General features: G+C 40.2%; 27 protein-coding genes. 2 read left to right on the plus strand and 25 right to left on the minus strand.

Annotated features, from left to right (window positions below; translation table 11 throughout):
• From NSU13_RS16210 to NSU13_RS16220, 3 genes are all read right to left on the minus strand, one after another.
• The gene (locus NSU13_RS16210) at positions 1–1,188 is read right to left on the minus strand and encodes a PDZ domain-containing protein (RefSeq protein WP_342489635.1); all 1,188 of its coding nucleotides are present in this window, start codon (positions 1,186–1,188) and stop codon (positions 1–3) included.
• 68 nt (positions 1,189–1,256) lie between these two features.
• Positions 1,257–1,610: a swarming motility protein SwrAA gene (locus tag NSU13_RS16215; protein ID WP_007500014.1), complete on the minus strand. Its 354-nt coding sequence runs from the start codon at positions 1,608–1,610 to the stop codon at positions 1,257–1,259.
• Positions 1,611–1,954: 344 nt separating this feature from the next.
• A complete protein-coding gene (locus tag NSU13_RS16220) occupies positions 1,955–3,403 on the minus strand; it encodes a S41 family peptidase (protein ID WP_342489636.1) in 1,449 nt (482 codons plus the stop codon).
• A 153-nt stretch (positions 3,404–3,556) separates the two neighbouring features.
• Between NSU13_RS16220 and NSU13_RS16225 the strand changes: the two genes are divergently transcribed.
• Complete coding sequence (locus tag NSU13_RS16225; RefSeq protein WP_024423598.1) at positions 3,557–4,297, plus strand: sulfite exporter TauE/SafE family protein; 741 nt, start codon at positions 3,557–3,559, stop codon at positions 4,295–4,297.
• Between the two features lie 49 nt (positions 4,298–4,346).
• Here NSU13_RS16225 and NSU13_RS16230 read toward each other — a convergent pair whose 3' ends face one another.
• From NSU13_RS16230 to NSU13_RS16250, 5 genes are all read right to left on the minus strand, one after another.
• Positions 4,347–5,609, minus strand: coding sequence for a M23 family metallopeptidase (locus NSU13_RS16230; protein WP_111926800.1), 1,263 nt, complete (start codon positions 5,607–5,609; stop codon positions 4,347–4,349).
• 110 nt (positions 5,610–5,719) lie between these two features.
• Positions 5,720–6,610: a permease-like cell division protein FtsX gene (gene ftsX / locus NSU13_RS16235; protein ID WP_034281079.1), complete on the minus strand. Its 891-nt coding sequence runs from the start codon at positions 6,608–6,610 to the stop codon at positions 5,720–5,722.
• A complete protein-coding gene (gene ftsE, locus NSU13_RS16240) occupies positions 6,603–7,289 on the minus strand; it encodes a cell division ATP-binding protein FtsE (protein ID WP_024423601.1) in 687 nt (228 codons plus the stop codon). Before ftsE ends, ftsX begins: the two co-directional genes overlap by 8 nt.
• A gap of 383 nt (positions 7,290–7,672) precedes the next feature.
• The gene (cccB, locus tag NSU13_RS16245) at positions 7,673–8,002 is read right to left on the minus strand and encodes a cytochrome c551 (protein ID WP_024423602.1); all 330 of its coding nucleotides are present in this window, start codon (positions 8,000–8,002) and stop codon (positions 7,673–7,675) included.
• A gap of 48 nt (positions 8,003–8,050) precedes the next feature.
• Positions 8,051–8,899, minus strand: a complete 849-nt coding sequence (locus NSU13_RS16250; RefSeq protein WP_024426245.1) for a YitT family protein — start codon at positions 8,897–8,899, stop codon at positions 8,051–8,053.
• A gap of 189 nt (positions 8,900–9,088) precedes the next feature.
• Between NSU13_RS16250 and NSU13_RS16255 the strand changes: the two genes are divergently transcribed.
• Entirely contained in the window at positions 9,089–9,823 is a 735-nt protein-coding gene (locus tag NSU13_RS16255; protein ID WP_326135848.1) for an alpha/beta fold hydrolase, read from the plus strand.
• A 17-nt stretch (positions 9,824–9,840) separates the two neighbouring features.
• On the opposite strand, the gene NSU13_RS16260 is transcribed toward NSU13_RS16255, so the two are convergent.
• The 17 genes from NSU13_RS16260 to flgM all read right to left on the minus strand — a co-directional run bounded on the left by NSU13_RS16260 (position 9,841) and on the right by flgM (position 25,854).
• A complete protein-coding gene (locus NSU13_RS16260; RefSeq protein ID WP_211043558.1) occupies positions 9,841–11,634 on the minus strand; it encodes a M3 family oligoendopeptidase in 1,794 nt (597 codons plus the stop codon).
• A 124-nt stretch (positions 11,635–11,758) separates the two neighbouring features.
• Positions 11,759–12,860 (minus strand): peptide chain release factor 2 gene (prfB, locus tag NSU13_RS16265; protein WP_098677688.1). Its coding sequence is split into 2 segments (ribosomal slippage): positions 11,759–12,787 and positions 12,789–12,860, totalling 1,101 coding nucleotides; the frame shifts between segments, so codons are not numbered across the junction.
• Positions 12,861–12,927: 67 nt separating this feature from the next.
• The gene (gene secA / locus NSU13_RS16270) at positions 12,928–15,453 is read right to left on the minus strand and encodes a preprotein translocase subunit SecA (protein WP_034281086.1); all 2,526 of its coding nucleotides are present in this window, start codon (positions 15,451–15,453) and stop codon (positions 12,928–12,930) included.
• Between the two features lie 198 nt (positions 15,454–15,651).
• Positions 15,652–16,215: a ribosome-associated translation inhibitor RaiA gene (raiA, locus tag NSU13_RS16275; protein ID WP_024423608.1), complete on the minus strand. Its 564-nt coding sequence runs from the start codon at positions 16,213–16,215 to the stop codon at positions 15,652–15,654.
• A gap of 188 nt (positions 16,216–16,403) precedes the next feature.
• Positions 16,404–18,089, minus strand: a complete 1,686-nt coding sequence (locus tag NSU13_RS16280; protein WP_046313069.1) for a methyl-accepting chemotaxis protein — start codon at positions 18,087–18,089, stop codon at positions 16,404–16,406.
• 33 nt (positions 18,090–18,122) lie between these two features.
• A complete protein-coding gene (locus tag NSU13_RS16285; RefSeq protein WP_041115576.1) occupies positions 18,123–18,503 on the minus strand; it encodes a hypothetical protein in 381 nt (126 codons plus the stop codon).
• 13 nt (positions 18,504–18,516) lie between these two features.
• A complete protein-coding gene (gene fliT / locus NSU13_RS16290; RefSeq protein ID WP_041115575.1) occupies positions 18,517–18,858 on the minus strand; it encodes a flagella biosynthesis regulatory protein FliT in 342 nt (113 codons plus the stop codon).
• Positions 18,855–19,259, minus strand: a complete 405-nt coding sequence (gene fliS, locus NSU13_RS16295; protein WP_024423612.1) for a flagellar export chaperone FliS — start codon at positions 19,257–19,259, stop codon at positions 18,855–18,857. The genes fliT and fliS overlap by 4 nt, the downstream gene beginning before the upstream one ends.
• A 17-nt stretch (positions 19,260–19,276) precedes the next feature.
• The gene (locus tag NSU13_RS16300; RefSeq protein WP_034281091.1) at positions 19,277–20,806 is read right to left on the minus strand and encodes a flagellar hook-associated protein 2; all 1,530 of its coding nucleotides are present in this window, start codon (positions 20,804–20,806) and stop codon (positions 19,277–19,279) included.
• Positions 20,807–20,826: 20 nt separating this feature from the next.
• Positions 20,827–21,168, minus strand: a complete 342-nt coding sequence (gene flaG, locus NSU13_RS16305; RefSeq protein WP_034281093.1) for a flagellar protein FlaG — start codon at positions 21,166–21,168, stop codon at positions 20,827–20,829.
• A gap of 161 nt (positions 21,169–21,329) precedes the next feature.
• Complete coding sequence (gene csrA / locus NSU13_RS16310; RefSeq protein ID WP_008360181.1) at positions 21,330–21,554, minus strand: carbon storage regulator CsrA; 225 nt, start codon at positions 21,552–21,554, stop codon at positions 21,330–21,332.
• Positions 21,548–21,982, minus strand: coding sequence for a flagellar assembly protein FliW (fliW, locus tag NSU13_RS16315; protein WP_024423615.1), 435 nt, complete (start codon positions 21,980–21,982; stop codon positions 21,548–21,550). Before fliW ends, csrA begins: the two co-directional genes overlap by 7 nt.
• A gap of 28 nt (positions 21,983–22,010) precedes the next feature.
• On the minus strand, positions 22,011–22,589 hold the full coding sequence (locus NSU13_RS16320) for a DUF6470 family protein (protein ID WP_024426253.1): 579 nt from the start codon (positions 22,587–22,589) through the stop codon (positions 22,011–22,013).
• Positions 22,590–22,635: 46 nt separating this feature from the next.
• Positions 22,636–23,544 carry a flagellar hook-associated protein FlgL gene (gene flgL, locus NSU13_RS16325; protein WP_034281095.1) on the minus strand — a complete coding sequence of 303 codons (909 nt, stop codon included), beginning with the start codon at positions 23,542–23,544 and terminating at the stop codon, positions 22,636–22,638.
• A 9-nt stretch (positions 23,545–23,553) separates the two neighbouring features.
• Positions 23,554–25,074 carry a flagellar hook-associated protein FlgK gene (flgK, locus tag NSU13_RS16330; protein ID WP_024423618.1) on the minus strand — a complete coding sequence of 507 codons (1,521 nt, stop codon included), beginning with the start codon at positions 25,072–25,074 and terminating at the stop codon, positions 23,554–23,556.
• A 15-nt stretch (positions 25,075–25,089) separates the two neighbouring features.
• The gene (locus NSU13_RS16335; RefSeq protein ID WP_024423619.1) at positions 25,090–25,572 is read right to left on the minus strand and encodes a flagellar protein FlgN; all 483 of its coding nucleotides are present in this window, start codon (positions 25,570–25,572) and stop codon (positions 25,090–25,092) included.
• 18 nt (positions 25,573–25,590) lie between these two features.
• Positions 25,591–25,854 (minus strand): flagellar biosynthesis anti-sigma factor FlgM, encoded by a 264-nt coding sequence (gene flgM / locus NSU13_RS16340; protein ID WP_024423620.1) that lies wholly within the window; start codon positions 25,852–25,854, stop codon positions 25,591–25,593.
• Between the last annotated feature and the right edge of the window lie 38 nt (positions 25,855–25,892).

A 25,892-nucleotide genomic window follows, 5' to 3' on the forward strand; every position in this document is an offset into this window, starting at 1 on the left:
TTAAGATGAAATTGCCGTTGGTTCTTGCTGTGGATCATCCTTCACAAACAGGATGCCAAGCTGATGATGCTCCCCTTCGTAAGAAGCACGTTTCTCAAATCTTGTCTGACCATTTAAGCCAATGATCTCGAGCTTTGTTAGAGCACGATTGGTTTGAAGGGCTTCATAAAATTCCGAAACGGTTTTGACTTCAATTCCATTCACTTTTGTGATGACTTCTCCGATCTCAAGCTTTAAATCAGCCGCTGGTGTATTTGGAATAATCCCCAGCACCATCAGCCCTTGATTACGCTTAGAGAAGTAGAACGGAGCAGCATTGTCATTGACCCTCTGTTTCCATGAGAGAAAGGCTCTTCCTATCACCGCAATCAATACAGCTCCCCAAGCAATCGGTTCAAACCAAATACTTGCAGCACCTATTAAGGCGACAGCGAGTCCGAGCATGAGAATACGCCGCGCTGTAATTTGAATACTAACAATTGGCAGTGAGCCTTGAATTCTCTGACCGAATCCGATGATATATGGAATCAAAATAAATGAAAAGCTTTGATCATGTACTTGAAGCACCGGCCACCATGGCAGAGAAGAAGTGAATTCACCTGCCGGCATCAGCAAAACAAGCGGTAAAAGCCACAGACGGTTTGCCCGCTGCTGACCAATTAAAAGTCCTCTCGCACTCATCACCATAGCAGGCGATGTACGTAAATGCGCCGTTCGATAGGCTAGAATCCCCTCCGTCATTAATAGAAGTCCTAGCAGAATGACAACGGCTGATGCATTCATCATTGAGAGCTGCGGCAGCCAAGAATGACTCACTTGGAAATGCATCAGTCCAAGTGCCGCAATAAAACTGAAACCGAGTGTGTATGCAGACGAAAGCGCACTCGCCTTAAAGAATAAAGAGAAAACGATGGTCACCGCTGCAATCAGCACGATGAATCCAGGGGGGAGGGCAATCCCTAAGCCTACTGAAATAACGGATAGGCAAATCCCTAGAATCCATCCCTTTGAATATGTAAATTTAAGTTCATCGTATACATCTTCTATTCTTGTTTGAAACGCTTTTCTCTCCCGCTTTACGCGGATGTAGCCATGCAATAGGCTGATTAATATCATGAAATAAAAAAGAGGATGGATTAAAAACAGACCGACCGCTTTTAATCCAGCTCCCATCCACTCCGAGCTCATTATCGTTCACCGCCCAAGTCAAGCATTTTCTCTTATTCTATCAAATAAATCGATGCTTGACATCAGGTTTATTTCTCCTGATTCATCCAAAGTGTGACATTCGACAGTGAAAAATCTTTTAAGTAGTGATTGACATCTACATCTAGTATGCCGCCGAGCAGCTGCATCGACCTCTTGATGTCGGTTAAGTTTATACCAAGTCTCTTATGATTATCCATTAAATAATTGAAGTATATCTCAGCACAGTCTTCATCGATTTCGTCGACTGATTCTACCGTTGTGTAATTGACCAAGTACCTGCTTAACAGCATGAGCAGACTTAATGCCTTTGTAGCGGAAAACGTCACATCTTTCGTACGACTCTTAAGTTCCTCTACCAACTCGTAATATTTTTTCTCTCTCACAATACTTGCCCTTTTCAATTGTGTACCCCCATTTACTAGTTCTTTTAAGAAAAGCGCAAACCTCGGTACAGCTTCATGCTCAAGCTGAATATCCGCAAAAAATAAAATATTTAAAATGAGTGCTACTTTTTATTGTAAGAATTATTTATGTAACATACAACTTTCAAAAGTTTCATTTTCATGACATGTTTAAATCAACAGAAAGTCTCTTATATACATATGTTATCGGGTAAAATTGAAGGAATGTTATGTTTTTTGTAAAATAAATGAATATATTTCTCGATATAATTTATTTTTAATCATAAATTATTACATGTTCATGACACTTATGAACCAAAAAAAAGAGGCTATTATTCGCCTCTTTATTTTTTAAGATATAGTGCTTTTAGTGCAGTCTGTAATTGAAGGTCATTTTTTTCGTATGATTTCACTTCATCCACCATTTTGTTCATCATTTCCGCTGTTTTCAAATCAATGACACCTGATTTATCGAGATTGTATGTGCTTTGGAAGGCAAGTACGGCCTTTTTCGTTTCTTCATCAAAGTATCCATCTACTCTGCCAGGGTCAAATGACAATCCCTTTAACAGCGTCTGCGCTTGTCTCACTTCTTCATTGTTCATATCAAGCTGAAGCGGTTCTTTTAGCTGAAGCGGACCTGCGGTAAAGTAATCCGGCTGATGAATCGCAATTGTCGGTACGACGCCTTTTTTGTGAATCCAATTGCCTTTTGGCGTGAGCCATTTATACAGCGTTAATTTAATATTACTTCCATCTCCCATCGGAACCGCCTGCTGCACAGTTCCTTTTCCAAAGGAGACATCACCGACGACTTCATACTTTCCAGCTTCTTTCATGGCCCCAGCAAGTATTTCCGAAGCGGAAGCACTGCCTTTATCAATTAAGACATTGACTGGATAAGGCTTTTGTTCTTTCAGTTTTGAAAAATACCGTTTCCGGTCGCCATTCCGTTCTGCGATTTGAATATAAGGCTGGTCCTTCGTAATAAAATGCTTCAAAATATCTTCCACACTTTGCAGATAGCCGCCAGGGTTTCCTCTCACATCCAGTACAAGGCCTTCTATGCCCTTTTTCTCGAGCTGTTTCAAGCTTGAAGTGAAATCCTTCGCCGTATCTTCAGAGAAGCTGGAGATCGCAATGTAGCCTGTTTTAAGACCATTTACCTCTTTTACAGAGGAAGTCACTGTTTCAAGCGGGATTTCTTCTCGTTTGATATGGAACGTTAGCTCTTTTTCAATCCCGTTTCGTTTGATTGTTAAGGCGACAGACGTTCCTTTTTTTCCTCTTATTTTCAGTACAGCATCGTTTAAGCTTTTTTCTTTCATCGGCTCACCGTCTATGCTGATGACTTCATCTTTCGGCTTTAGACCTGCTTTTGCCGCAGGGGATTTTTTAAAGGCGGAGACAATAATGATCTTTCCTTCATCCATCCCCACTTCTGCCCCAATTCCCTCAAAGGAAGAATCAAGCGAATCAGAAAATTGCTTTGCGGTTTGCTTGTCCATGTATACTGAATACGGATCGTTTAACGTCGAAAGCATTCCTTGGATCGCGCCTTCAAGCAGCTTTTGCCGATCCACTTCCTCTACATATTCATTTGAAATAAGGTCATAGGCTTTCTCGATCTTTTCCATCCCATTCTCTTTCGCTTTATCACTTGATTGAGCTTGTCCAGCCATTACAGCTGCTGCTTGCGGTGACTCCGCATGAGTTCCCTCTTTATGCGTCATCACACCTGCACTTATTAAGAGAACGACACTTGCCATAATAGATGCGATTTGTTTTTTCATATTTGGCCTCCTTCTTCAACTCTTCCTGATGACCTGAGTTATTATATGCCAGAAGAAGGGATTTCATGTAAAGACATTCTCTCGTGAAGGCTTGACGAATCATTTTATTAGGTGTAATTTTTATTTTGTTATGATTGAGAAGGAGTCTTCGCTATGTATATTATCTTGACGATGCTTTTATTAGGAATTTTATTAGGTTTTGTAGGAGCAGGCGGGGCAGGATTTGTCATCGCATTGCTTACGTTAATTTTTGATATCCCTATCCATACAGCCCTCGGGACGTCATTAGCCGCTATGGCATTTACGACACTATCAGGTGCATACAGCCACTACCGGGAAGGGAACATTCAGCTGAAATCTGGTTTGATTGTCGGGGCACTTGCTTGTATCGCTTCTTTTGCTGGGGCTAAGGTTGCTCCTTTTATTCCAGAAGAGAGTCTGCACTATTTAACAGCAGGGATGCTTTTTTTATCCGCTGTTTTTATGATGATCAAACTATTTGTTCTTAATGAAGAGGCTGAGCAGCAGCCGCTTTCTTCTCGTCAGCTGATGACAAGAGGCATTATTTTAGGCCTTGTGTCTGGGATGCTGTCAGGCATGTTTGGTATCGGGTCTGCACCATTCATTCAAGTAGGACTTTTGATTTTACTGAAGCTGTCGATAAGGCAAGCCGTTGGCACGACCATGCTTGTCATTATTCCGATTTCCATCGGCGGTGGAATTGGATATATTTCAGAGGGCTATGTTGATTTTATCCTGCTGATCCAAATATTAATTGGCACCGTATTAGGCGCATTTATCGGCGCGAAATTCACACGCCTTGCACCGAAGCTCTTATTGAAATCAGCTGTTCTGTTAACACCTATTATTGCCGGATTACTGCTGTTATTTTAATTCTATCTAGGTCAAAAAAGCCGATAACATCATGTTATCGGCTTTTTGATTAGCGGATATATTGCGCTGGATTGACTGCATTTGATTTTGCGCCATTCCATAATCCTTTATGAATTTCAAAGTGAAGATGCTGACCATGCGATTGGCCGGTATTTCCCATATATCCAAGGAATTGTCCTTGTTCGACTCTCTGTCCTGTTGACACACTTCTTGTAGACAGGTGGGCGTATACAGTTTGATATGTCTGTCCATTGATATTGTGCGTAATGAACACAACATTTCCGTAGCTCGATGAGTAGCTGGAGTTCGTGACTGTTCCAGATGCTGCTGCATAGACAGGAACTGTACCTTTTGCTGCAATATCTAATCCGAAGTGGTTTCCGCCAGAACGTCCGCCAAAGCCAGATGAGAAACGCCCTGCCGCTGGTTTAATAAAGCCTGAGCTGCTTGCTGGTGTATCAGATACTTGATCTGAGCCGCCGCTGTGAGATGCAGGTGCATTTTTTTCAGCTGCTTGTTTTGCTTTCTTCGCTTCTTCCTTTTGTCGGCGTGCTTCCTCAGATTTCACAGCCGCTTTTTGATTCGCTAGGATTTCTTGTTCATTCTCAAGCTTGCCTAGTTCATCATGCGCATGATTTTTTTTATCTGTCACATCACCTAAAATGTGTTCTTTTTCTTTGTGCTTCTTAGATAAATCTTTTTTCAGTGCTTCTAGCTCTTTCAGAGATGTTTCAAGTCCGCTTAGCTGATTATTTAGCTCTGCTTCTTTTTGCTCCACCAGCTTTAAATCATTTTCATGTTCTGTAATCATGTCTTTGTCTGCTTCGACAATCGTTGTGACAGCCCCAACACGACCGACAAAATCACTAAAACTGCGAGCACCTAGCAGCACATCTAAATAGTTGATCGTACCGCCGCTTTTTTGCATTGAACGAATTCGGTCTTTGAAAATGGCTTTTCTTTTTTCAATTCGCTCATTGATGACTTGAATGTCTTTTTTTAGCTTCTTGATTTCTTGCTTCGTTTTTTTAACTTCTTTCTCTTTTTCAGCGACTTTTTCAGTTGCAGTACTTACCTTTTGGTCAATTTGTTCAATTTCTTTCTTGAGCTTTGATTCTTTCTTTTCAAGCTTTGCCAGCTCTGACTGCTTCTTCTTCAAGCTTGATTCAGTCTTCGATGTTTTCTCTTCGATTTGTTGACGTTTTTGATCTAGGTCTTCGTATGCGAATGCACGATTCTCGTTCCCTGGAATGTATAGCCACGTTGTTCCAATAAACGCTGCCATTCCAGCCATCATCAGCTTTCTTTTCAAAACGATATTCCCCTCCCATGACAACTGTCGACATGAAGAGCCGACCGGATGAATTGGATCAACCGGTCACATCTTCTATAGAATCCTCGAATGCTGCCATCAAAATATATTTATACTTTTAAGAATTTACGGATAGACGTTAAGCTTCCCCATACACCAATGATTGCACCGATCACTAGCAGGACCAGTGATACTTGATAGACAAACGGATTGTATGGAAGCATTGAAATAAATGAGCCTTGTACTCTCGGTGCGACCCAGCCAACTGCATATTGATACGTGCCAAGCAATAGGGCAATTGGTATAATGGAACCAAATACACCAAGCAATAATCCTTCAATGAAGAATGGCCAGCGGATAAACCAGTTCGTTGCACCTACCAGCTTCATAATCTCAATTTCTTTACGTCTAGCAAAAATCGTAATTTTGATCGTATTGGAGATTAAGAACATAGCTGTAAATAACAGCCCAATAATGAGCACAATGCCGACATTACGCGCTACTCCAACTACATTGAAGAGTCGGCTGACCTCTTCTTTCCCATAGGTTACTTTATATGTACCCTTTAGGTTTTCTAATTTCTTCGCTACTTTTGGTGTATCGTGAGGATCTGTTGTTTTCACAATAAACGCATCGTTTAATGGATTTTCTTGATCAACAAGTCCCATGGATTGTCCATTTTCTCCAAAGCTTTTAATCAGCGCTTTCAGTTCGTCATCCTTAGATGAGTACTTCACATTACTGATTTCAGGAATCTTTTCAATTTCTGCTTTTAATTCATCCTGCTGCTTTTGATTCGCCGTTAATTCGATTAATACTTTTACTTCTACTTCTTTTTCAGCGTTCGATGCCATGTTATTCAAGTTGAGCATAATCACAAGGAAAACCCCAACTAAAATCAATGTGACAGTAACCGCACTAATTGATGCAAATGTCATCCACGTGTTTCTTCCAAGTGAACGGAAGCTCTCACGTAAATGCCGCGAGAGAGTTTTAATCATAAATTCCGTACTCCCCTCTTGCTTCGTCACGCACAATCATTCCATCTTCGATTGCGATGACGCGTTTCTTCATGGTGTTTACAATTTCTTTGTTGTGTGTCGCCATAACCACTGTTGTTCCGCGGTTATTAATCTCTTCGAGCGTCTTCATGATTTCCCAAGAAGTGTCTGGATCAAGGTTTCCTGTCGGCTCATCTGCAATGACGACCTCAGGGCTATTAACAATCGAGCGGGCGATAGACACACGCTGCTGTTCACCGCCGGACAGCTGATCAGGAAATTGACGCGCTCTGTGCTTTAGCTGAACCAGATCGAGAACATCAAGCACTTTTTTCTTAATGATATGAGGCTGTTCACCAATCACTTCAAGAGCAAATGCTACGTTCTCAAACACAGTAAGAGTTGGGAGCAGCTTGAAATCTTGGAATACTACGCCAATTTCTCTTCTTACGTAAGGAATTTCTTTTTCCTTCATTGAGCCTAAATCTTTGTTATTAATTAAGATTTGCCCTTTGGTTGGCTTCTCTTCACGATACATCATTTTGATGAAAGTGGATTTACCAGCACCGCTGGGACCAACAACATACACAAACTCTCCTGGATGGATAGAGACATTGATTCCATTGATCGCCTTTACGCCATTAGGATAGATCTTGTAGACTTCCTTCATTTGAATCATGTAATCACCTAATCTTTTCTTATTCGCTGACTAACAGCTTATCATGATGTTTTGACACTTCTCGTCAAAAAACGTTATGTATGGTCACGCACATACCCTTCGATACTTACTAACAATTTATGTCCTTTTCATCCAAAAAGATGAAATAATTGAATCGTCTAAATTTCAACAACTCCAATTATACGTCATGAATCGACGCAATGGTATTACATTTATATTTCAAAACTTATAAATAAAAGGTAAATAGAACAATCAAAACCGAAAAATATGCCTTTATACCCTTATTTTTTAAATAAAATTTAATATAATTCGTTTTCATACTATCCAAAAGTCTTTTTCTACATATAAAAAAACAAAAAAACCTTGTCGATTAGACAAAGGTTTTATTTTTTCTCTGCAAGCCATTTTGCTACTTCTTTTGCCTGCTTCTCATCTACCATACCGCTTGGCATAGAGCCTTTACCGTTTTGCGCAATATCTGCGATTTGGCTTTCATTATATTTCTTCCCTACTTCCTTCAGGCTTGGACCGCCTCCGCCAGATAGGTCTTTCCCATGACAGCCGATACAGTTTTGCTGATAGATCTCCTCACCACTGCTCACAGATGATGCACTTTTGCTGCCTTCTTTGTCGCTGCTGCTTGAATTTCCTCCACAAGCCGCGAGAACAAGAAGCATCGCTGCAAACAGCATCGTTAATCCGCTTTTTTTCATCTATTTCCCTCCCTTACAATCATTTGGTCAACGCTATTATATCCTTGTTTATGCCCTTTTAAAACCCTCACCAAGCACCTCTTTTGCATCCATCACAATGACAAATGCTGATGCATCGATTGCTTTCACCACTTGTTTCAACTTTGTGAATTGTGACTGTCCAACGACACACATCAAAATCGGGCGGTCATGATCGGTATATCCTCCGACTGCTGAGATTTTTGTCACACCGCGGTCAATTTGATCAAAAACCGCCTGTCTGACCTCATCTTCATGCCCTGTAATGATCATTGCCATTTTTGAATGACTGAAGCCAGCCTGTACCACATCAATCGTTTTACTAGAAATAAACACACCAATGACCGCGTACAGCCCCTCTTCGATTCCAAAGACCGTCATCGCAGCCAGAACAATCAAGCCGTCCATCATCGCTAAACAGGTGCCTAGCGTGAGTCCTGTGTACTTATTGATGATTTTGGCAGCGAGTGCTGTTCCACCCGTTGATCCATTCCCAAGGAACACGAGCCCTATTCCGATCCCAATGACCACACCGCCAAATATAGCCGCCAGCAGTGCTTCATGTGTGACAGGTGCAATATGTCTTGTGACAAACACCATGAAAGGTAAAAAAATCGAGCCAACGAGTGTTTTCACTCCAAATGTACCGCCTAATAAATAAAAGCCAGCGATAAACAGGGGAATATTAAGCCCCCATTGCACATACGCCGCTTCAAAGCCGAATGACTGCATAATGGTACTAATGCCGCTCACACCGCCTGCTGCAATCTGATTCGGTAATAATAACGTATTAAAACCAATCGCCACGATGGCAGATCCGATTAAAATGAACAAATAATTTTTCACTTCGATCCAAAATTGTGAATGTCCCTGCTTCATGTCTTTCTTCCTCCGTTACTTCTGAATGCACACCTATTTTAATCCCTCTTAAAACGATTGTAAATAACAGCCAAATGCAGTGCTAATGGATTAATACTTTATCACACAGACGGAATAGCGTACTTGCCGGTTGGCATAGGATGAATTGATGGTATATTTAATATGTACATGAGAAAGAAGGGGCATGCGATGAAGAAAATACTGAAGATAACAGGTATGACATTACTTGCACTGATCATCTTAGCTTTTGGTGCTTTCTATACATGGAGCCGCTTTACATATGGACCATCAGAAGCATTAAAAAAACAAGTAAACATGGAGCAAGTGGAACATAAAAACAATGTTTATACATTTGAAGCATCAAAAAGTGATACTGGCATCATTCTCTATCCTGGGGCAAAGGTGGAACCACTTGCGTATGCCTATATCGGGGATACGCTGATGAAAAAAGGCTACTCTGTCTTTATCCCTGACATGCCATTTTCCTTTGCGATCTTCAATCCAAACAAAGCGCAGGACATCATCAAAGATCACCAATCGATCAAACACTGGTATATTGGCGGACATTCACTTGGCGGGGCAGCTGCCGCTATGTTTGCAGAAAAAAATCAGAGCAAGCTCGATGGACTCTTTTTCCTAGCATCTTATCCAGCATCAGATGACCTGAAACAATCGTCACTAAAAATCCTCTCTATTTCAGGTGAAAAGGATGGGCTGGCAACACAAGAAAAAATCAAAAAATCGAAAACAAATCTGCCGTCTCAAACCGTTTTTCATGAAATAAAAGGCGGAAATCATGCGCAGTTTGGCATGTATGGCAAACAAAAAGGGGATCAGCCAGCGGACATTCCAGCCCTGTCGCAGCAAAATGATCTCATCCAGACAATGCTTGACTGGCTGAAGCCAGCAAAAAAGCTCCCATAATAGGAGCTTTTCATTTTTTATTTTTTTGTCACCTCTAAAAATTCTTCAGCATCTGCTACAGCCAAACGAATGGCTTCTTCCCAAAATGCTTTTTGGGTAAGGTCAACGCCTAGATGCTTTTTGGCTAAATCTTCTACTGTCATTGAAGCAGTATCCTTTAATAATGCAATGTATTTCTCTTCAAACGATGTACCAGCCTGCAATGCTTTTGCGTAAATTCCTAACGAGAACATGTATCCAAAGGTGTATGGAAAATTATAAAATGGAACATTCGTGATATGGAAATGCAGCTTAGAAGCCCAGAAATGCGGATGGTATTCATCTAATGAGTCACCGAACGCTTCCTTCTGCGCTTCGACCATCAATTCATTCAATCTGTCAGCCGGCACTTCTCCTTGTTTACGCTCTTCATAAAAGCGCTGTTCAAATAAGAAACGAGATTGAATGTTCATGAAGAAAGCTACACTGCGCTGCAGCTTATCCTCTAACAGGCTGAGCCGCTCCTCTTCATTTGCGGCTTCTTTTAATGAGGCATCAGCTACAATCATTTCTGCGAATGTCGACGCTGTTTCAGCTACATTCATTGCGTATTTGCGATTCAGTATGCGAACATCCTGCATCACTTCCTGATGGAACGAATGACCAAGCTCATGCGCTAGTGTCGCCACATTGGATGGACTTCCTGAGAAAGTCATAAAAATACGTGATTCTCCGCTGTCAGGGAAATTTGTACAAAAGCCGCCTACCCGTTTGTTTGGACGGTCCTCAGCTTCTACCCAGCGTTCATTAAAGGCTTTTTCTGTAAAAGCAGCGAGCTCTTCTCCAAATCCTGCGAAATGTTTCACAATAAAAGCAGCTGCTTCTTGATAAGGATAGATTTTGGTCTCACTGCCGATAGGAGCCCCAACATCGAACCAGCTCAGTTTATCCACTCCAAGCATGTCAGCTTTTCGGTGTAAATAATCAATGAATGGCTGCTTATGTTCATCAATCACAGACCACATTGCATCAAGGGTTTCTTGTTTCATCCGGCAAATTTCAAGCGGTTCTTTTAAAATGTGATCCCAGCCCCTTGCTTCATACACTTGCAAACGAAAACCAGCAAGGTGATTGAGCGTGCTAGCAAATAAATGTTCATCCTGCGTCCATGCATGCTCTAGGTTGTGATAAACGGCCTTTCTGACTTCACGATCTGAATCATCCATAGCATTTTCTGCTTGGCCTACAGAGATCATCTGCGTTTCTCCATGCTGTTCAAACGGAATGGTAATTTTATTCACTAAGCTGGAATAAAGCTCATCCCACGCATGGTACCCATCTACAGCCAGCTTTTGAATCAGCGTTTCTTGTTCAACAGGTAATTGATCCTTCACACGGTCTCTTCGCTCATTTAATATGTAGCGGACATCTGAAAAGGCTGCTGAATTCATCAATTCTTCCCACTTGTTTGCAGGGATAGCAGCTAGCGCTTGATCAAACAGTGCAAGGATGGTTCCTAAATCAGCTTCTAGGTTGGCAATCGTACCTCGAAGGCTGCCTGCCTTCATATCCTTCGTATTTTGAGCTTGTAGGCAGGATACAAATGAACCTGCTTGAGACAATTTTTTATATGTAGTTTCATACGCGTCAAGGACAGACGTTAATTGGCTTTCAATGTGTGTATTTTCTTTTGAAAAGGCCTCCACCTTTTGTCGTAATTCATCTAGTAGCTGCTGAATGTTTTGCAGGTATGTCTTAAATTCTGGTGAAGAACTGCCTCCTTTAAAAAAGGCATCTAAATCCCACGTTTCTTGCAATGGTGTTAATCCCAAAATATTTCCCCCTTTATTTGCTAATTTCATCATACAAAGGATATAGAATCAGTATGTCGTATATATACCTTTATATTCATTATATTTTCTCACAATTAAAAAAACCCGGCAAGAAGCCGAGTTTTTATGATAATTTCGAACGTAGGTACGCATCGATAAATGAATCTAAATCTCCATCCATCACCGCTTGAACATTTCCCATCTCCGTATTGGTTCGATGGTCTTTCACAAGAGAATAAGGGTGGAATACATAAGAGCGGATTTGGCTTCCCCAGCCAATTTCTTTCTGCTCTCCTCTGATTTCATCCAATTCTGCCTGCTGTTCTTCGATCCGTTTTTGATAAAGTTTCGATTTCAGCATTTTCATCGCACGTTCTCTGTTTTTAATTTGTGATCTTTCTGTTTGGCACGTCACGACGACATTCGTTGGAATGTGTGTGATACGAACAGCAGAGTCCGTCGTATTAACGTGCTGGCCACCTGCTCCGCTTGCACGGTACGTATCTACCTTGATATCCTCTGTCCGAATATCAATATCAATTTCTTCATTGAATTCCGGCATGACATCACAGGAAACGAAGGATGTATGTCTGCGGCCAGAAGAATCAAAAGGAGAAATACGAACCAAACGATGGACACCTTTTTCAGCTTTTAAGTAACCGTACGCGTTATGCCCTTTGATGAGCAAAGTCACAGACTTAATCCCTGCCTCATCACCTGGAAGGTAATCAAGCGTTTCGACCTTAAAGCCTCTGCGCTCTGCCCAGCGAGTGTACATTCGCAGAAGCATAGAACCCCAGTCCTGAGATTCAGTTCCGCCTGCACCTGGGTGAAGCTCCAGAATGGCATTGTTTTTATCATAAGGTTCGCTTAAGAGAAGCTGCAGCTCAAATTCGTTAAACTGCTTCGTTAAGTTCTTCAGCTCTTTTTCAAGCTCTGCATGAAGCTCCTCGTCATAATCTTCCTTTAATAAGTCATGCGTCATTTGCAGCTCTTCATGTGATTCACTGAGCTCATGGTAGGAATTCACAGAATCCTTCAGTGCATTGGCTTCATTGATAACGCCTTGAGCCTTTTGCTGATCATTCCAAAAATCAGCCTCTGACATCGTCGCTTCAAGCTCTGCGATTTTGGCCTCTTTTGTTTCTAAGTCAAAGAGACCCCCTAAAATCAGCTAGCCTGCTAGCCATATTTTCAAGCTCTTGTCTAATTTCTACTAATTCCATATCCTTCACCTCATAGATGTATGGGGGCTGACATGAATAGAAAGAGGTTTTCACCTCTTTCCATTACTTATTCTGTCTTCCCATGACAATTTTTGTATTTCTTGCCGCTTCCGCAGTGACATGGGGAGTTTCGTCCAATGTCTACGACTTTACGTACCGGCTTCTTCTTCACTGTCTTCTCCTCATCGCCCTCTTGCGGCTGATGAGCCGTTGTTTGACCTTGAACCACTTCTTCACGTTCTAGGTTGTTTTGGATTTCTGATTTCAAGACATACTTGGCCACGTCATCTTCAATTGAAGCAACCATATGCTCAAACATCGCAAATCCTTCCATTTGGTATTCACGAAGCGGATTCGTTTGTGCGTACGCACGTAAATGAATACCTTGACGCAGCTGATCCATTGCATCGATATGGTCCATCCACTTCGAATCCACCGCACGAAGAACGATGACTTTTTCAAATTCACGCATTTGTTCTTCGCCAAATGTTTCTTCTTTTGCATCGTATTTTTCTTTAATACGATCCATGATAAAGGTTGTGATTTCATCTGCTTCTTTACCGAAGATATCTTTGACCGTAATGGCACCTTCGTCTAAATAGTTCGTGTTGATTAATTCAACAAGACCATCTAGTTTCCATTCTTCAGGCAGCTCCTCTTTTGGCGTATAAGATCCCACCGCACGCTCAATTGAAGATTGGATCATATTGATGACAATTGATTTTAAGTTGTCAGAATCGATGACTTCAAAACGCTGTTTGTAGATTACTTCACGCTGTTGACGAAGCACATCGTCATATTGCAGAAGCTGCTTACGGGAATCAAAGTTGTTCCCCTCTACACGTTTTTGAGATGATTCAACGGCTTTAGACACCATTTTACTTTGGATTGGTGTAGAATCATCCATGCCAAAGCGGTCAAGCATCGCCATCGTCCGCTCTGCACCAAATCGGCGCATCAATTCATCTTCCATGGAGAGATAGAATTGGGTAATCCCTGGGTCTCCTTGACGTCCAGAACGTCCGCGAAGCTGGTTATCAATACGACGGGATTCATGACGCTCTGTCCCGATAACAGCCAGACCTCCAAGTTCTTTTACACCTTCGCCAAGCTTGATGTCTGTACCACGTCCTGCCATGTTTGTCGCAATGGTCACAGCACCTTTTTGACCAGCCTCTTCAATAATTTGTGCTTCACGCTCATGGTTTTTTGCGTTTAACACTTGATGAGGAATGCCTTTATTTTTAAGCAGCTTAGAAATAAGCTCAGATGTCTCAACTGCAACTGTTCCGACAAGAACTGGCTGCCCTGTCATATAGCGCTGCGCAACATCCTCAGCCACTGCTTTAAATTTACCATCCATTGTGCGGTAAATTAAATCAGGTCTGTCATCACGAACAACTGGCTGGTTGGTCGGGATTGAGACAACCTGCATGTTGTAAATGTTACGGAATTCTTCTTCTTCCGTTTTTGCTGTACCAGTCATACCAGATAATTTTTCATACATACGGAAGTAGTTCTGGAACGTAATTGTTGCTAGTGTCATGCTTTCGTTCTGCACTTCAAGACCTTCTTTTGCCTCGATGGCTTGATGCAGACCTTCACTATAACGGCGTCCTTTCATTAAACGTCCTGTGAAGGAGTCAACGATGACTACTTGGCCTTCTTCTACTACATAATCCACGTCTTTTTGCATCGCAACATGTGCCTTCAGCGCCTGAGCGATGTGATGGTTCAGCGCTACATGTTTGACATCAAACAGGTTCTCAATGCCGAATGCTTTTTCCGCCTTCGTCATTCCGCTTTCAGTCAGCTGCACACTTTTTGTTTTAATATCATACGTGAAATCATCTTCGATTTTTAATGTGCGGACAAATGCATTGGCTTGTACATAAAGCTTTGTTGATTTCGCAGCTTGACCTGAAATAATAAGAGGTGTTCTCGCTTCATCAATTAAAATGGAGTCAACCTCATCGATCACGGCATAATGAAGCGGTCTCTGAACCATTTGCTCTTTGTAAAGCACCATGTTATCTCGTAAATAGTCAAAGCCGAGTTCATTGTTTGTTGAATACGTGATATCAGCGGCATACGCTTCTCTTTTTTCATCTTTGTCTAAGCTGTTTAAGTTTAAGCCGACTGTTAAACCAAGAAACTCAAAAATTTTGCCCATTTCCTGCGCATCACGGCTTGCCAAATATTCGTTGACTGTCACGATGTGGACGCCTTTTCCAGAAAGAGCATTTAAATAAACAGGCATTGTTGATGTCAATGTTTTACCTTCACCTGTTTTCATTTCAGCGATGTTACCTTCGTGAAGCGCGATCCCCCCCATGAGCTGCACCTTAAATGGGAACATTCCTGTTACGCGGCGGGATGCCTCGCGAACCGTTGCAAATGCTTCAACCAGCAGGTCATCCACCGATTGTCCTTTTTCAAGTTTTTCTTTAAATTCAATCGTTTTATTTCGTAAAGCCTCGTCAGATAATTTTTCAAAATCTTGAGCGAGAGCTTCGATTTCATTTGCCTTTTTTTCATATCGGCTGATCGTACGTTTCGTAGGATCAAACACTTTGTTTAAGATTCCAAGCATATAATAACGCTCCTCTATTTCATGCAATTTTTCGGCATGTCCAAAAGTTTGACAGGTCCATATTTACCTGCATTTATCATACCATACCTTCTTTCATTTCCAAAGAATTTGCCATAATTTCGCACAAAAAACCCGCCCCTTATGAAGGGAACGGGTTTACTTTATTTAGGTTGTTTTTGAATCAGCATCAACTGATATTTAAGCGTTTGGCTCAATGAGTCCATATTTACCGTCATTTCGGCGATAAACCACATTGGTCAAATTCGTCTCAGCATTTGTGAAAACGAAGAAACTATGACCTAACATGTTCATTTGGAGAATGGCCTCTTCACTATCCATTGGCTTTAAGTTGAAACGTTTTTGTCTGACGATTTCTGTTTCATCAATCTCTTCGTCATCTTGAACTGCTACTTCAGCCGTACCATTTCCTCCAGCAAATAAGTGCTTTTTGGCACCTTGCTCGCGGAATTTACGGTTTACTTTTGTTTTGTGCTTTCTAATTTGACGTTCTAATTTACTGGCTGCTAGGTCTACTGCATTGTACATATCCTCATTATGCACCTCAGCTCGAAGTGCTAGATCAGTCATTGGAATGGTAACCTCAACTTTAGATTCTTGATCGTTGTAAAACTTCAAGTTCACGTTGACTGAAGCATCTACATCTGTCTCAAAATAACGCTCCAGCTTTCCAATTTTTTTCTCGACATGATCTCTTAGTGCAGGTGTTACGTCGATGTTTTCTCCTCTGACATTGTAATTCATGTAAAGAACGCCTCCTTTAAAATTAAGGATATGTAAACCTATTTCTACTTTTCCCTCCTTTTCTCCTGCTCAAACGTAAAAAAAATGTGAATATTTATTGAAATTTGTCGAATTTTGCGGTGCTTCAACTGTTGCTTGATAGGTGATGAATATATATTCGGCTGATTCTTGAAAAAGACCAGCGTACATTAAATGGTAAAAGATGAAATCGATGTTTTCAGCGATTGAGATAAGGATTTTAGATCCTCCGCAGCCGCTTTCATCTCTTCATTGGCCGCTAATGATTCTTCAACAGCAGCAGACATGTACTCTGTTTCTTCTGAGTTTCGTTTCGCACCTTCTTCAATGAAACCAACCGTTTGAGAAATTTCCTCTGTACTAGCAGAAATTTGTTCTGCAGTGGCTGACAGCTCTTCTGCTTTCATTGAAATATCACGAATAGATTCCAATATTTCATGGAAGCTTTGTTCAGATAATTGTGATACTTTTACACCCTCTGCTACATCCCGCTCAACCTTCGTCATCGATTGTGATGACCTTTCTGTATCTTTGTTCACGTTCTCGAGTAATTGACTAATTTGATCTGTCAACTGACTAGATTCTTCTGCCAGTTTCCTCACTTCATCTGCTACAACTGCAAAGCCTCTTCCATGTTCTCCCGCTCTTGCTGCTTCTATAGCTGCGTTTAAAGCAAGCAAATTCGTCTGGTCAGCAATGGCATGGATATGACCTAACAGATCTTGAATGCCTGTAAACTGCGCTTGCACATGGGCCATTGTGGAATGGTGTTCATTCACAGACTCTTTAATAGAACTCATTTGTTGCACAAATTGTTGAATAAGGGCGGCACCCTCTTCAGCCTTTTCAGTCACTGAAATTGAGTGACCCGAAACATCGGACGTGTGTACAGCTGCATTTTGCATGCCAGTCGACACTTCCTGAATGGCGGATGCCACTTTTCCGACCGCATCTGATTGTTCACGTGAAGCTTCACTGACCTGTTCAATCGAGCTAGATGTCTGCTCACTAGCCGATATCGTTTGACTGATGGTTTCCTCAAATTGAGCAGCAGAATCAGCAAGCTGTCTTGATCCGCTTTGCACCTGCAAAATAAGCTGACGCAAATGAGCCGTCATTTGATTAAAGGCTGTGCCGAGTTGACCAATCTCATTTTTAGAGGTCACTTCAATCTCTTCAAGGGTAAGATCACCATCTGCCATCCTTTTTGCGGCATTTGTGACAGAAACAATTGGTTTTGTCATGCGATGAACAAATCTGATCCCAATCACCAAAAGGCCAACAATAATCGCTGCACTGACCAAAATGAGTGTAAGCAATAATTGATTACTATCTTGATTGAGCTGATTGATTTTTTGATCACGTTGTTTTAGCTGATTTTGAGCGAATTCTTTTGTAAAGGTATGTATTTCTTGTTCGATAGGTTGTAATTCTTGACTAAGGCGGGTGTTGAATTCTTTTTGGTTTTGCATATTTAATGAATTAAATAATCGATTTGTTGAGGTGTAGTAGAGATAATTTTTTTCTGAGATTTGATCTAATAGATTTTTTGCTTGTTTGACCGTACTCATTTTAGAAGCTTCTGCTGTTTTCTTATTAATATCTTCATATGTTTGCTCAATTTTCTGTAAATTTTCAGCATCTTGCACGACGACATATGTTTTAATCTGTGCTTCCTGCTTTTGCAGAAGAGTTTCTAATTCCAGCGATGTCTGATAAAGCTTCACTTCCTTGCTTAATAGCGCTTTATAGGATTGATCTGTTTTGTAATAGAGAAAGCTTGAGAATCCTAACATACTGACAAACAATACACATATGACAATAAGCCCAAATAAAAATTGATTTTTTAGTCTCATAATTTCCTCCGAATGGTCTGAATTGGACAAAAATTAATGAATGACATACGGCCTCATACAGGCATGTATTTCATCCATCCACTTTCTATATTCAGGTATAAAGTATGTTTTCAGGAATGATTGGAAGTGATTTGAAGGGAATGTATAGAAAGCTAGTACATCAAAACTTAAAAATATTTGATCAAACGAACGAATCGTTTTGGCAAAGTGTTCATTTTCAATAATTGAAAGCAGAAGAGGATGTGTTGTGTCTAAATGAAAGAAGGCATGGATCAGATCATTAAAGATCCGATCCCCTTCTGTTTTGTCAAAATCCTTCTCAATTTCATCTAAATAGTTTAGACTCTCTTCTATCGTGTATAGAAGTTCATAATATGTGGTTAATAAAATATAGTCATTTGAACGATACGCCACAGGTCTCACCTATTTATTTCCGTTTATCGTAGTATACGCCGTCACTTGTTATGGGCTGGTATGGATTTTGATAATTCAGCTGTTTTGTTTTCTTTTTTTGTATGGCTTGAATATCTGCCTTTATTCCATTTTGGATAACCGTTAATTGCTTCGCCATCTGTTGATCTGTTTGGATGATTTCGCGGATTTTCTCTTTTTCTTGATCCGTCAATTCATGCTGTATATCTCTCATTAATTCGTCTCTCTCAATTAAAAAGGCATCAAAGTCTTCAACAAGTGTCTCACTTTGCGGATTTTCCGCTATTTCGGCTGCCATTTTTAATGTTTGATCATGCAGCTGGTCCACAATACTCATAGAGAGCCCCCGATAGAGTGGTGACGGCCTTTTCGATCGGTTTGAATGACTTCCTTCCACGCATCACGAAAATCAGTTACGTACTCTTCTACTTCATTCAATATCTCTTCGTCATTTTGAAGATTGGCTTCTATCAGTCTGCGATAAATGTAATCATACATACTTGCCATACTCTTTGATACGTCATAGGAACGATTTAAGGTGACATTTAATTCTTGAATGATGTTTTGAGCCTTTTTCAGGTTCAAGTTTCTCGTTTCTGCATCCTCTTTTTGAATGGCATGCTTCGCTATTCTGATGAACTTTAAGCAGCCTTCATAAAGCATAAGCGTCAACTCGGCAGGTGTTGCGGTCTCAATAGAATTTTTTTGATAGGCGGCATAAGGGTTCTGTATTGCCATATGTTATAAACCTCCAATTATTGTCCAAGCAGTTGAGAAAGGTAGCCAGATTGGTTGTTTAGCTTTTGAATTGCACTATCCATGGCGTTAAACTTTTTGTAGTAACGGGCTTCAACCATTTTTAAACGATCTTGGAATGTACTCATTCGTTTTGTCAAAGAATCAAGGTCCTTACCAAGTCCGTATTCCTTTGATTCCATTGTTATGCTGCCAGCCTTTTTTTGAATGCTCTTCGAAAAGTCTGATAAGGAATTTTTGATACGATAGATGATTCCTTGTTCTTGATATTGCTGCTGCGCTTTGTCTTTATCCTTTGAATCCACATTTAAACTACCCGAGATGAACATTTGTCTGACCTTCTCCGGGTCTTCTTCAATGGCTTTTTTTAATTTCTCTACTCCATCACTATCCTTAATAAATTCAAGCTTCCCACCATCTTTATAGCTGGATGATGTCGAAATACCGATTTGTGTGAGTTGGATTTTATTCGCATCACTTGTCGTAATATTAGCATACAAATCACTTCTTATTTTAGAGGCACCAGATCGTAAAATGGAATCACTTCTCAGCAAGCCAGACTTCGCGGTCGTTTCCCATAGCTCTATTTCTTTTTCAGACATCGCTTTTTTCTCTTCAGCCGTTAATGGATGATAGTCTCTGTTTTTCTTTTCATTGACTTTTCCATTAATCTGCTCAACGAGTTCATTATATTTATCAACAAATTGTTTAATTTTATCATATATTGCATCCACATCTGTTGAAACGTTTAAGCTGACGGGCTTATCTGTGGTTGCTTTAAGCTCGTACGTAATATCAGCCTGCGTGAATGTATTGTTGTTATTTTCCATTTTCAGACCATTAATCTCGTATTGCGCCTTCTGTCCTTGAGTGGTCGCAACTAATTTGTTATCTCCATCTACTTGGAAGCCTAATTGCGTTAAAAATGAAGCCGAATTGCCATCAGCTGCTTTAATACTGACGCCTTCACCCGTTGTTCGAGAAGTAAGAGCGATGGTATCCACGTAGTTAGTGCCATCAGAGATTTGGCCTTTGTAAGCCGTCACACCTAATTGCGCGCTGTTCAGCTTTTTCACGATGTCATCAATTGTATCGGTATCAGAAGTATTGATTGTCACCGTTTTTGGTTTTGTCGAATCTGGTGTCGTCACTTCAAACGTAAACGTTCCGTTTGTTGGTGTAAATCCAGATGTACCAGAGGATTTGAAGACGGAAGCTGTCGCTAGCTGAGTGACATGAATAGAGCCAGAGGTCGCATTTGTTGATCCAGTTGCTGTGACAGCAGATTCATTAGAGCTTGTCACCTTTTTGGCGCCATATGTACTTGGACGCGTTAAGTTTAAACTGTTAATCAAATCATCTAATTCTTTAATTTTCGAGTTAACCTCGCGATAGCTGTCTCTTTGCCATTCAAGCGTTTGTTTCTGACGCGTCATTGTATCAAGTGGTGCTTGCTCCGTTTTCATCAGCTTTGATACGATTTCATCAATATCGAACACATTTGAAAATCCAGTAATACGATTGACCATTATTTATGTTCTCCCTTCATTTACATTCTTTTATCTACAAATAAACCGACAATTTCTGTCATTGCTGCATAGAAATCAAGCCATTCCTTGGAAGGAATTTCTCTAATGACTTCATCTGTTTGGTTATCTACGACTTTGACATAATATTCGTTGAGTTTTTCATGTAATTCAAATTGAAGATGAAATTGAGTAGGTTCAATCAGCTTGTTTGCCCCTTGAAGCGTTTTTTCAATTTCTTCTTTTGAAACAGCCCTGCCATTTGCTTGTGAGTCAGAGTTTACATTGTCATTCTGGTTATTAGAAACACGGGTTTGAAATGCATCGATAATTGGCTCTAGCGATGTCAACTTACCAACAGACATAGTTATTCAGCTCCTGTGCTTTAATCTATCTTTTATATCGGCTTTGAATTTGCAAATTAAATATAGATGGACCGATTTGTTAAAGTTTCCTATAGATCATGAACATCTGTATCGAAACGCTTTCACACGGAGAAGGACAGCTGAATGCGATAAAAAAATCCTCACTTTTTTTGTGAGGATAATTGAGAGAGGAGATCTAAGGATAAACTCGCAGCACGATTGTTCTCTTCTTGAATTGACAGGTACACTTCTTTCCTGTGAATATCGATGTGCTTAGGAGCCTCAATCCCGACTTTCACTTGATCGCCTTCGATTGAAATAATCTTGACTTCAATATCATCGCCTATTTGAATCGACTGGTTTAATTTACGAGACAGCACTAACATGAGGATGCCACCTCTAACAAATGTTTTGTATGATAGGCTGAATCATGCAAAATCACCTGCTTGGCTTTCATGTTTTTCCGGTTCACAATAATAGGCGCTCTTAAATTGGCTGTTGTTTTTTCAATAGATGATTCCATTGTTAAAATAACCATTACTTCCACATCATTAGCATCTTCTACTTCCAGAATGTCTACAACCGTTTCGTCTAAATCAAATTCGTATTGATTGAAGAATAAAAACGGGCTGCTGACGATAAAACCTAATGCCGAGTTATTTAATGATTGAAGAACTAAAAATGGAGACTCTTCTGATAAAGGCAAAATGACAAACTGTTTTTGATCCAGAAATCCTGGTATCCCGTTAGAGAAGTGAATGATTTGCTCCTCTTTGATTGTCACTTCACCATGGTATTTTGTTTGAATGATCATAATTCACGACCTTTTTCATTTTTCTTAACTATACCTTATCACCATTTTGGCCCGTTTCGTCAACTTCTATTTTTAATTCTGGGTATTGTAACATATCAATATTGACCTTACCTGGCTGGTAGTTAACGATTGGTTTATGAGGTGTGGCCTCTATGATAGCTTTTTGCGGCTCCACATCAATTTGAAGCTCAGAAGGCTGATAGTGAATTTTCACACTAAAGAATGAAGGTATCACACCAATGGTGAATTGTTTTGCTGGGGGACTGCCATTGATTTTGGCAAACTCAGCAATCGCATTCCCACCATTCTCGATCTTGATGAGTTCACTTCCTTCTTCCGCTCTTCGACCCATTCCTTCTCCAACAGCACGCTTCCCCTCAGCTGCCCATTCCTCAGAACGTCTAAAAATTGACTTGATGTCCATATCGGCAAATGCCTCGGTTTGATCAATGGTTAATTTCGACGGTGTCCTTTTGATATTCATGACAGCTCGTGGCTGCTGAATCTCAAGATCAGCTTGTGGCTGCTCTACTTCTTGCCGGGAAGGAGTTGTCGACATTTGAAGCTTTGCATAGGTTTGCTGCATTAACAATCTAGGGATTTGCATATGTTCACCTCCATGATGCAAAAAAGCACCCATCGGATGCTTTTTATTATCTTAAGAAATCTACAAGGGATGGCTGAATGACTTTCGCTGTTGTCGCTAAAGCAGCTCTATTCACCGTCTCTTGTTGAAGAAGATCAAGAATTGCCTTTTCACTTTCAACATCTTCATTATCTGATTTAGCATTTTTCAGTACTTGAAATTGTGAAGTCAAACGACTTCCTACTAAGTCAACACGATTCGAACGCGCTCCTAGGTCAGATCGCTCAGCACTCATTACTTCTTTAAACTGATCGATACTTCCTAATGCATCATCAGAATTCGCAAACGTTCCATTTTTCAATGAGTTTTCTAAATCAGTCAGCATTTCAATGACATTTTGACCGTTAGCCTGTCCGCCAAACGCTGAGATTGGATTTGAGTTTACATTTAAAGTGATACCATCAGAAATATTCGCTTGAACAGCATTCGCATCTGTATAATTTTCGAAGTTAAATGTATACGTTCCGTCTGCATTCTCAACAACTGGTTTAACATTTGTATTTGTCCCATTAAATACGAACTTACCTAGCATTTGAGTGTTCATTGCATCAATGATTTGATTCTTCATCTGGCCAATTTCCACTCCGATAGCTGCTAAATCTTCGGGCTGCTTTGTTCCATTTGCCGCATCAAGCACTTTATCTCGTATATTTGACATAATATCAATGATTTCAGTGACACTTGTTTCAGATGTATCAATCCAGTTTTGTGCTTCATTTAAGTTATTTTTATATTGTTCATTTCGGAACAAGGCAGTACTATATTGAAGGCTTTTTACTGCTGCAACAGGATCATCAGACGTTTTTGTAAAACGTTTGCCTGTTTGTGCCTGCTCATTAATTTTAGAAAGTTTTTCATAACTTTTACTAATATTTCGAAGTGAGTTTTGAGAAATCATACCTTGTGTGACTCGCATCCGTTATCCCTACCTTCCTACGACACCCATGCCGTTTATGACCTTATCCAATACTTCATCTTGTAATGTCATAATTCTCGCAGCCGCATTATATGCATGCTGAAATTGGATCATATTCGTCATTTCTTCATCAATGGAGACAGCGCTAGTCGACATTCTACGTTCATTGGCTGAATTGACAAGAGCAGCTGAACTGCTTTCAAGCGTCATGTTCTTTTTCCCTTGTACCCCCATCTCAGCAATCACATTTTGGTAATAATCCTGAATTGTCGTTGTATTTCCGCCGATTGGTAACTTTAAGTCTTGTATATTAGCTAATTTCGTAGCATTCGAACCGTCACCTTGTGTTTGATTGAGAGATGCAGCAATATTATCTGTTGATGCTAAAATGACATCGCTCACTTTAATACGAGCTGCCAAACCTTTATTCAACTCATTGTTATTTTCGATATCAAAAAAGTCTTGTCCACTTGCACCATTTAACGTGTACCCCTGCTTATGTACATCGTTAAATGTATCCATGAATACTTTTGCTACTTCATCCAGCTCTGCAAGCATATCTGGATACATGCCTTTTTCAGCACCGTTTGACATGTAGCCATAAGCTTCAACAAGTGCTTTTACTTTACCGTTCACTTGTAATTGATCCGCTGCAATTGTTGTTGTTCCGAATTGAAGTGAGTTAACAAGTCCCGTTGTATTATCGTAAGAGATTTGCAGTTCAGACTTTTCGTTCGTAATACCATTCAAAATGTTTCCAGCAGATTGTCCATTTGCACCGATAATGTCGATGTTGACAGTTCCTTCAGCAATTTTGAGTGCATTACCACCAGGTGGATTGTAGCTGACCTTAATATCAACAAGTGAGGATAATTGGTCGACCAAAGTATCACGTGTATCATAAAGATCATTTGGAAGATATCCATTTGGCTCAACTGCTGCAATTTGTTTGTTCACTTCATCTATTTGAGATAAAAGAGTGTTTACATCTTTGGCTGTTGAATCGAGTTCCGTTTTTAAATTCTTTTGTATCGTTGTTAAAGAAGAATTGAGCAGACGGAATTGGTCAACTAAAGCCTGTGCACTTGTTTTAACAACTGTACGTGCAGAAGCCGTATCAGCATTTTTTGATTCCGATAAGACCTGTAATGATTTCCATAGATTATCAAAAGCTCTGTTCAAGCCCTCATCCGTCAAATCATTCATAACCCCTTCCATCTGTGAAAGGGCATCTGACTTCGTTGAGTAGTAAGATAAGTTATTATTATGATCTCTGTATTGTAGATCTAAAAAGCTGTCTCGAATTCTTTCAACGGTTCCAACTTGTACACCTGTCCCCATTTGGCCATACGTTTTGCCGTCATAAACAGAAATGACTGGATAAGGATTTTCTGCTTTAAAGGTCACTCTTTGTCTTGAGTAGCCCTCCGTATTTGCATTGGAGACGTTGTTTGATGTGACATAAAGCCCTGCACGCTGGGCTGTGATGCCTCTTTTTGCCGTTTCTAGTCCCATGAATGTAGAACCCATTGGTATCCTCCTTGTTTACGCCTTTGAATCAAACAAAGCCCTTTGCTGTTTAGGCTTTGAACTCTCAAGACCATTTTGTCCGTAATTCATATTTTCTTTATTAGGGTTAACGAGATCGAATGTCAGTGAAATAAATTGAAGTGACTGCTGAATAAGCTGCTTGTTCAGTTCATTTACATCTTTTAGTTCCACCATGATGTCATTTAGTTTCTCATATAATGAAATGAGCTCTTCTTGATCTGTACCTTCAGCCTTTTCGATACATGCAGTGATGGTTGGTGATTGATCACTTTGTAAAAATTGAACGGTCGCTTCAATTCGTTTTTCTTCTAATTGAGAAATGGCCTGAATATACTTTTGCTCTAAATTCAGGACCTCTGAAAGAGCATCAATCTCATTGCTTTTCAGCATTTCTGTTTTATCCTTAGACAACTTTAAAAGCTGTTCATGCAATCCATAGAGACGATGCAGTTCTTCAATAATTATTTTAACTGACATTCACGCTGCTCCCTTTTGTTATTGTTGTTTATAAAAATTCAGCATTTTATCTGCAATGCCTTTTGTATCTACTTGATATGTTCCGGCTTCAATGCTTTTTTTAATTTGGTCAATTTTATCTTGGCGTTCTCTCATAATATTCGGCACCTTTTGCATTTCGATTGCCTTTTTAGAAATTTCGACTTTATCAGTTGATTTAGCTTGATTCGATTGCAACGTTTGTTTCTCATATGTTTTCTTGTAAGGATTTACTGGTTGTGTTCCATATCGATTAATTTTCACGGGATTCCTCTCGCTTTCCGTTACAGTCTGTCTTGATT

Source organism: Bacillus sp. FSL M8-0049 (genome assembly GCF_038593355.1).
Taxonomy (GTDB): Bacteria; Bacillota; Bacilli; order Bacillales; family Bacillaceae; genus Bacillus; species Bacillus safensis.

Excerpts from the sequence above, each read along its gene's own strand:
- NSU13_RS16210 (WP_342489635.1), bottom strand. The coding sequence starts at position 1,188 with ATGAGCTCGGAGTGGATGGGAGCTGGATTAAAAGCGGTCGGTCTGTTT.
- NSU13_RS16220 (WP_342489636.1), bottom strand. The coding sequence starts at position 3,403 with ATGAAAAAACAAATCGCATCTATTATGGCAAGTGTCGTTCTCTTAATA.
- NSU13_RS16225 (WP_024423598.1), top strand. The coding sequence starts at position 3,557 with ATGTATATTATCTTGACGATGCTTTTATTAGGAATTTTATTAGGTTTT.
- ftsX (WP_034281079.1), bottom strand. The coding sequence starts at position 6,610 with ATGATTAAAACTCTCTCGCGGCATTTACGTGAGAGCTTCCGTTCACTT.
- ftsE (WP_024423601.1), bottom strand. The coding sequence starts at position 7,289 with ATGATTCAAATGAAGGAAGTCTACAAGATCTATCCTAATGGCGTAAAG.
- cccB (WP_024423602.1), bottom strand. The coding sequence starts at position 8,002 with ATGAAAAAAAGCGGATTAACGATGCTGTTTGCAGCGATGCTTCTTGTT.
- NSU13_RS16250 (WP_024426245.1), bottom strand. The coding sequence starts at position 8,899 with ATGAAGCAGGGACATTCACAATTTTGGATCGAAGTGAAAAATTATTTG.
- NSU13_RS16255 (WP_326135848.1), top strand. The coding sequence starts at position 9,089 with ATGAAGAAAATACTGAAGATAACAGGTATGACATTACTTGCACTGATC.
- secA (WP_034281086.1), bottom strand. The coding sequence starts at position 15,453 with ATGCTTGGAATCTTAAACAAAGTGTTTGATCCTACGAAACGTACGATC.
- raiA (WP_024423608.1), bottom strand. The coding sequence starts at position 16,215 with ATGAATTACAATGTCAGAGGAGAAAACATCGACGTAACACCTGCACTA.
- NSU13_RS16280 (WP_046313069.1), bottom strand. The coding sequence starts at position 18,089 with ATGAGACTAAAAAATCAATTTTTATTTGGGCTTATTGTCATATGTGTA.
- fliT (WP_041115575.1), bottom strand. The coding sequence starts at position 18,858 with ATGAGTATTGTGGACCAGCTGCATGATCAAACATTAAAAATGGCAGCC.
- fliS (WP_024423612.1), bottom strand. The coding sequence starts at position 19,259 with ATGGCAATACAGAACCCTTATGCCGCCTATCAAAAAAATTCTATTGAG.
- NSU13_RS16300 (WP_034281091.1), bottom strand. The coding sequence starts at position 20,806 with ATGGTCAATCGTATTACTGGATTTTCAAATGTGTTCGATATTGATGAA.
- flaG (WP_034281093.1), bottom strand. The coding sequence starts at position 21,168 with ATGTCTGTTGGTAAGTTGACATCGCTAGAGCCAATTATCGATGCATTT.
- csrA (WP_008360181.1), bottom strand. The coding sequence starts at position 21,554 with ATGTTAGTGCTGTCTCGTAAATTAAACCAGTCGATTCAAATAGGCGAT.
- fliW (WP_024423615.1), bottom strand. The coding sequence starts at position 21,982 with ATGATCATTCAAACAAAATACCATGGTGAAGTGACAATCAAAGAGGAG.
- NSU13_RS16320 (WP_024426253.1), bottom strand. The coding sequence starts at position 22,589 with ATGCAAATCCCTAGATTGTTAATGCAGCAAACCTATGCAAAGCTTCAA.
- flgL (WP_034281095.1), bottom strand. The coding sequence starts at position 23,544 with ATGCGAGTCACACAAGGTATGATTTCTCAAAACTCACTTCGAAATATT.
- flgK (WP_024423618.1), bottom strand. The coding sequence starts at position 25,074 with ATGGGTTCTACATTCATGGGACTAGAAACGGCAAAAAGAGGCATCACA.
- NSU13_RS16335 (WP_024423619.1), bottom strand. The coding sequence starts at position 25,572 with ATGTCAGTTAAAATAATTATTGAAGAACTGCATCGTCTCTATGGATTG.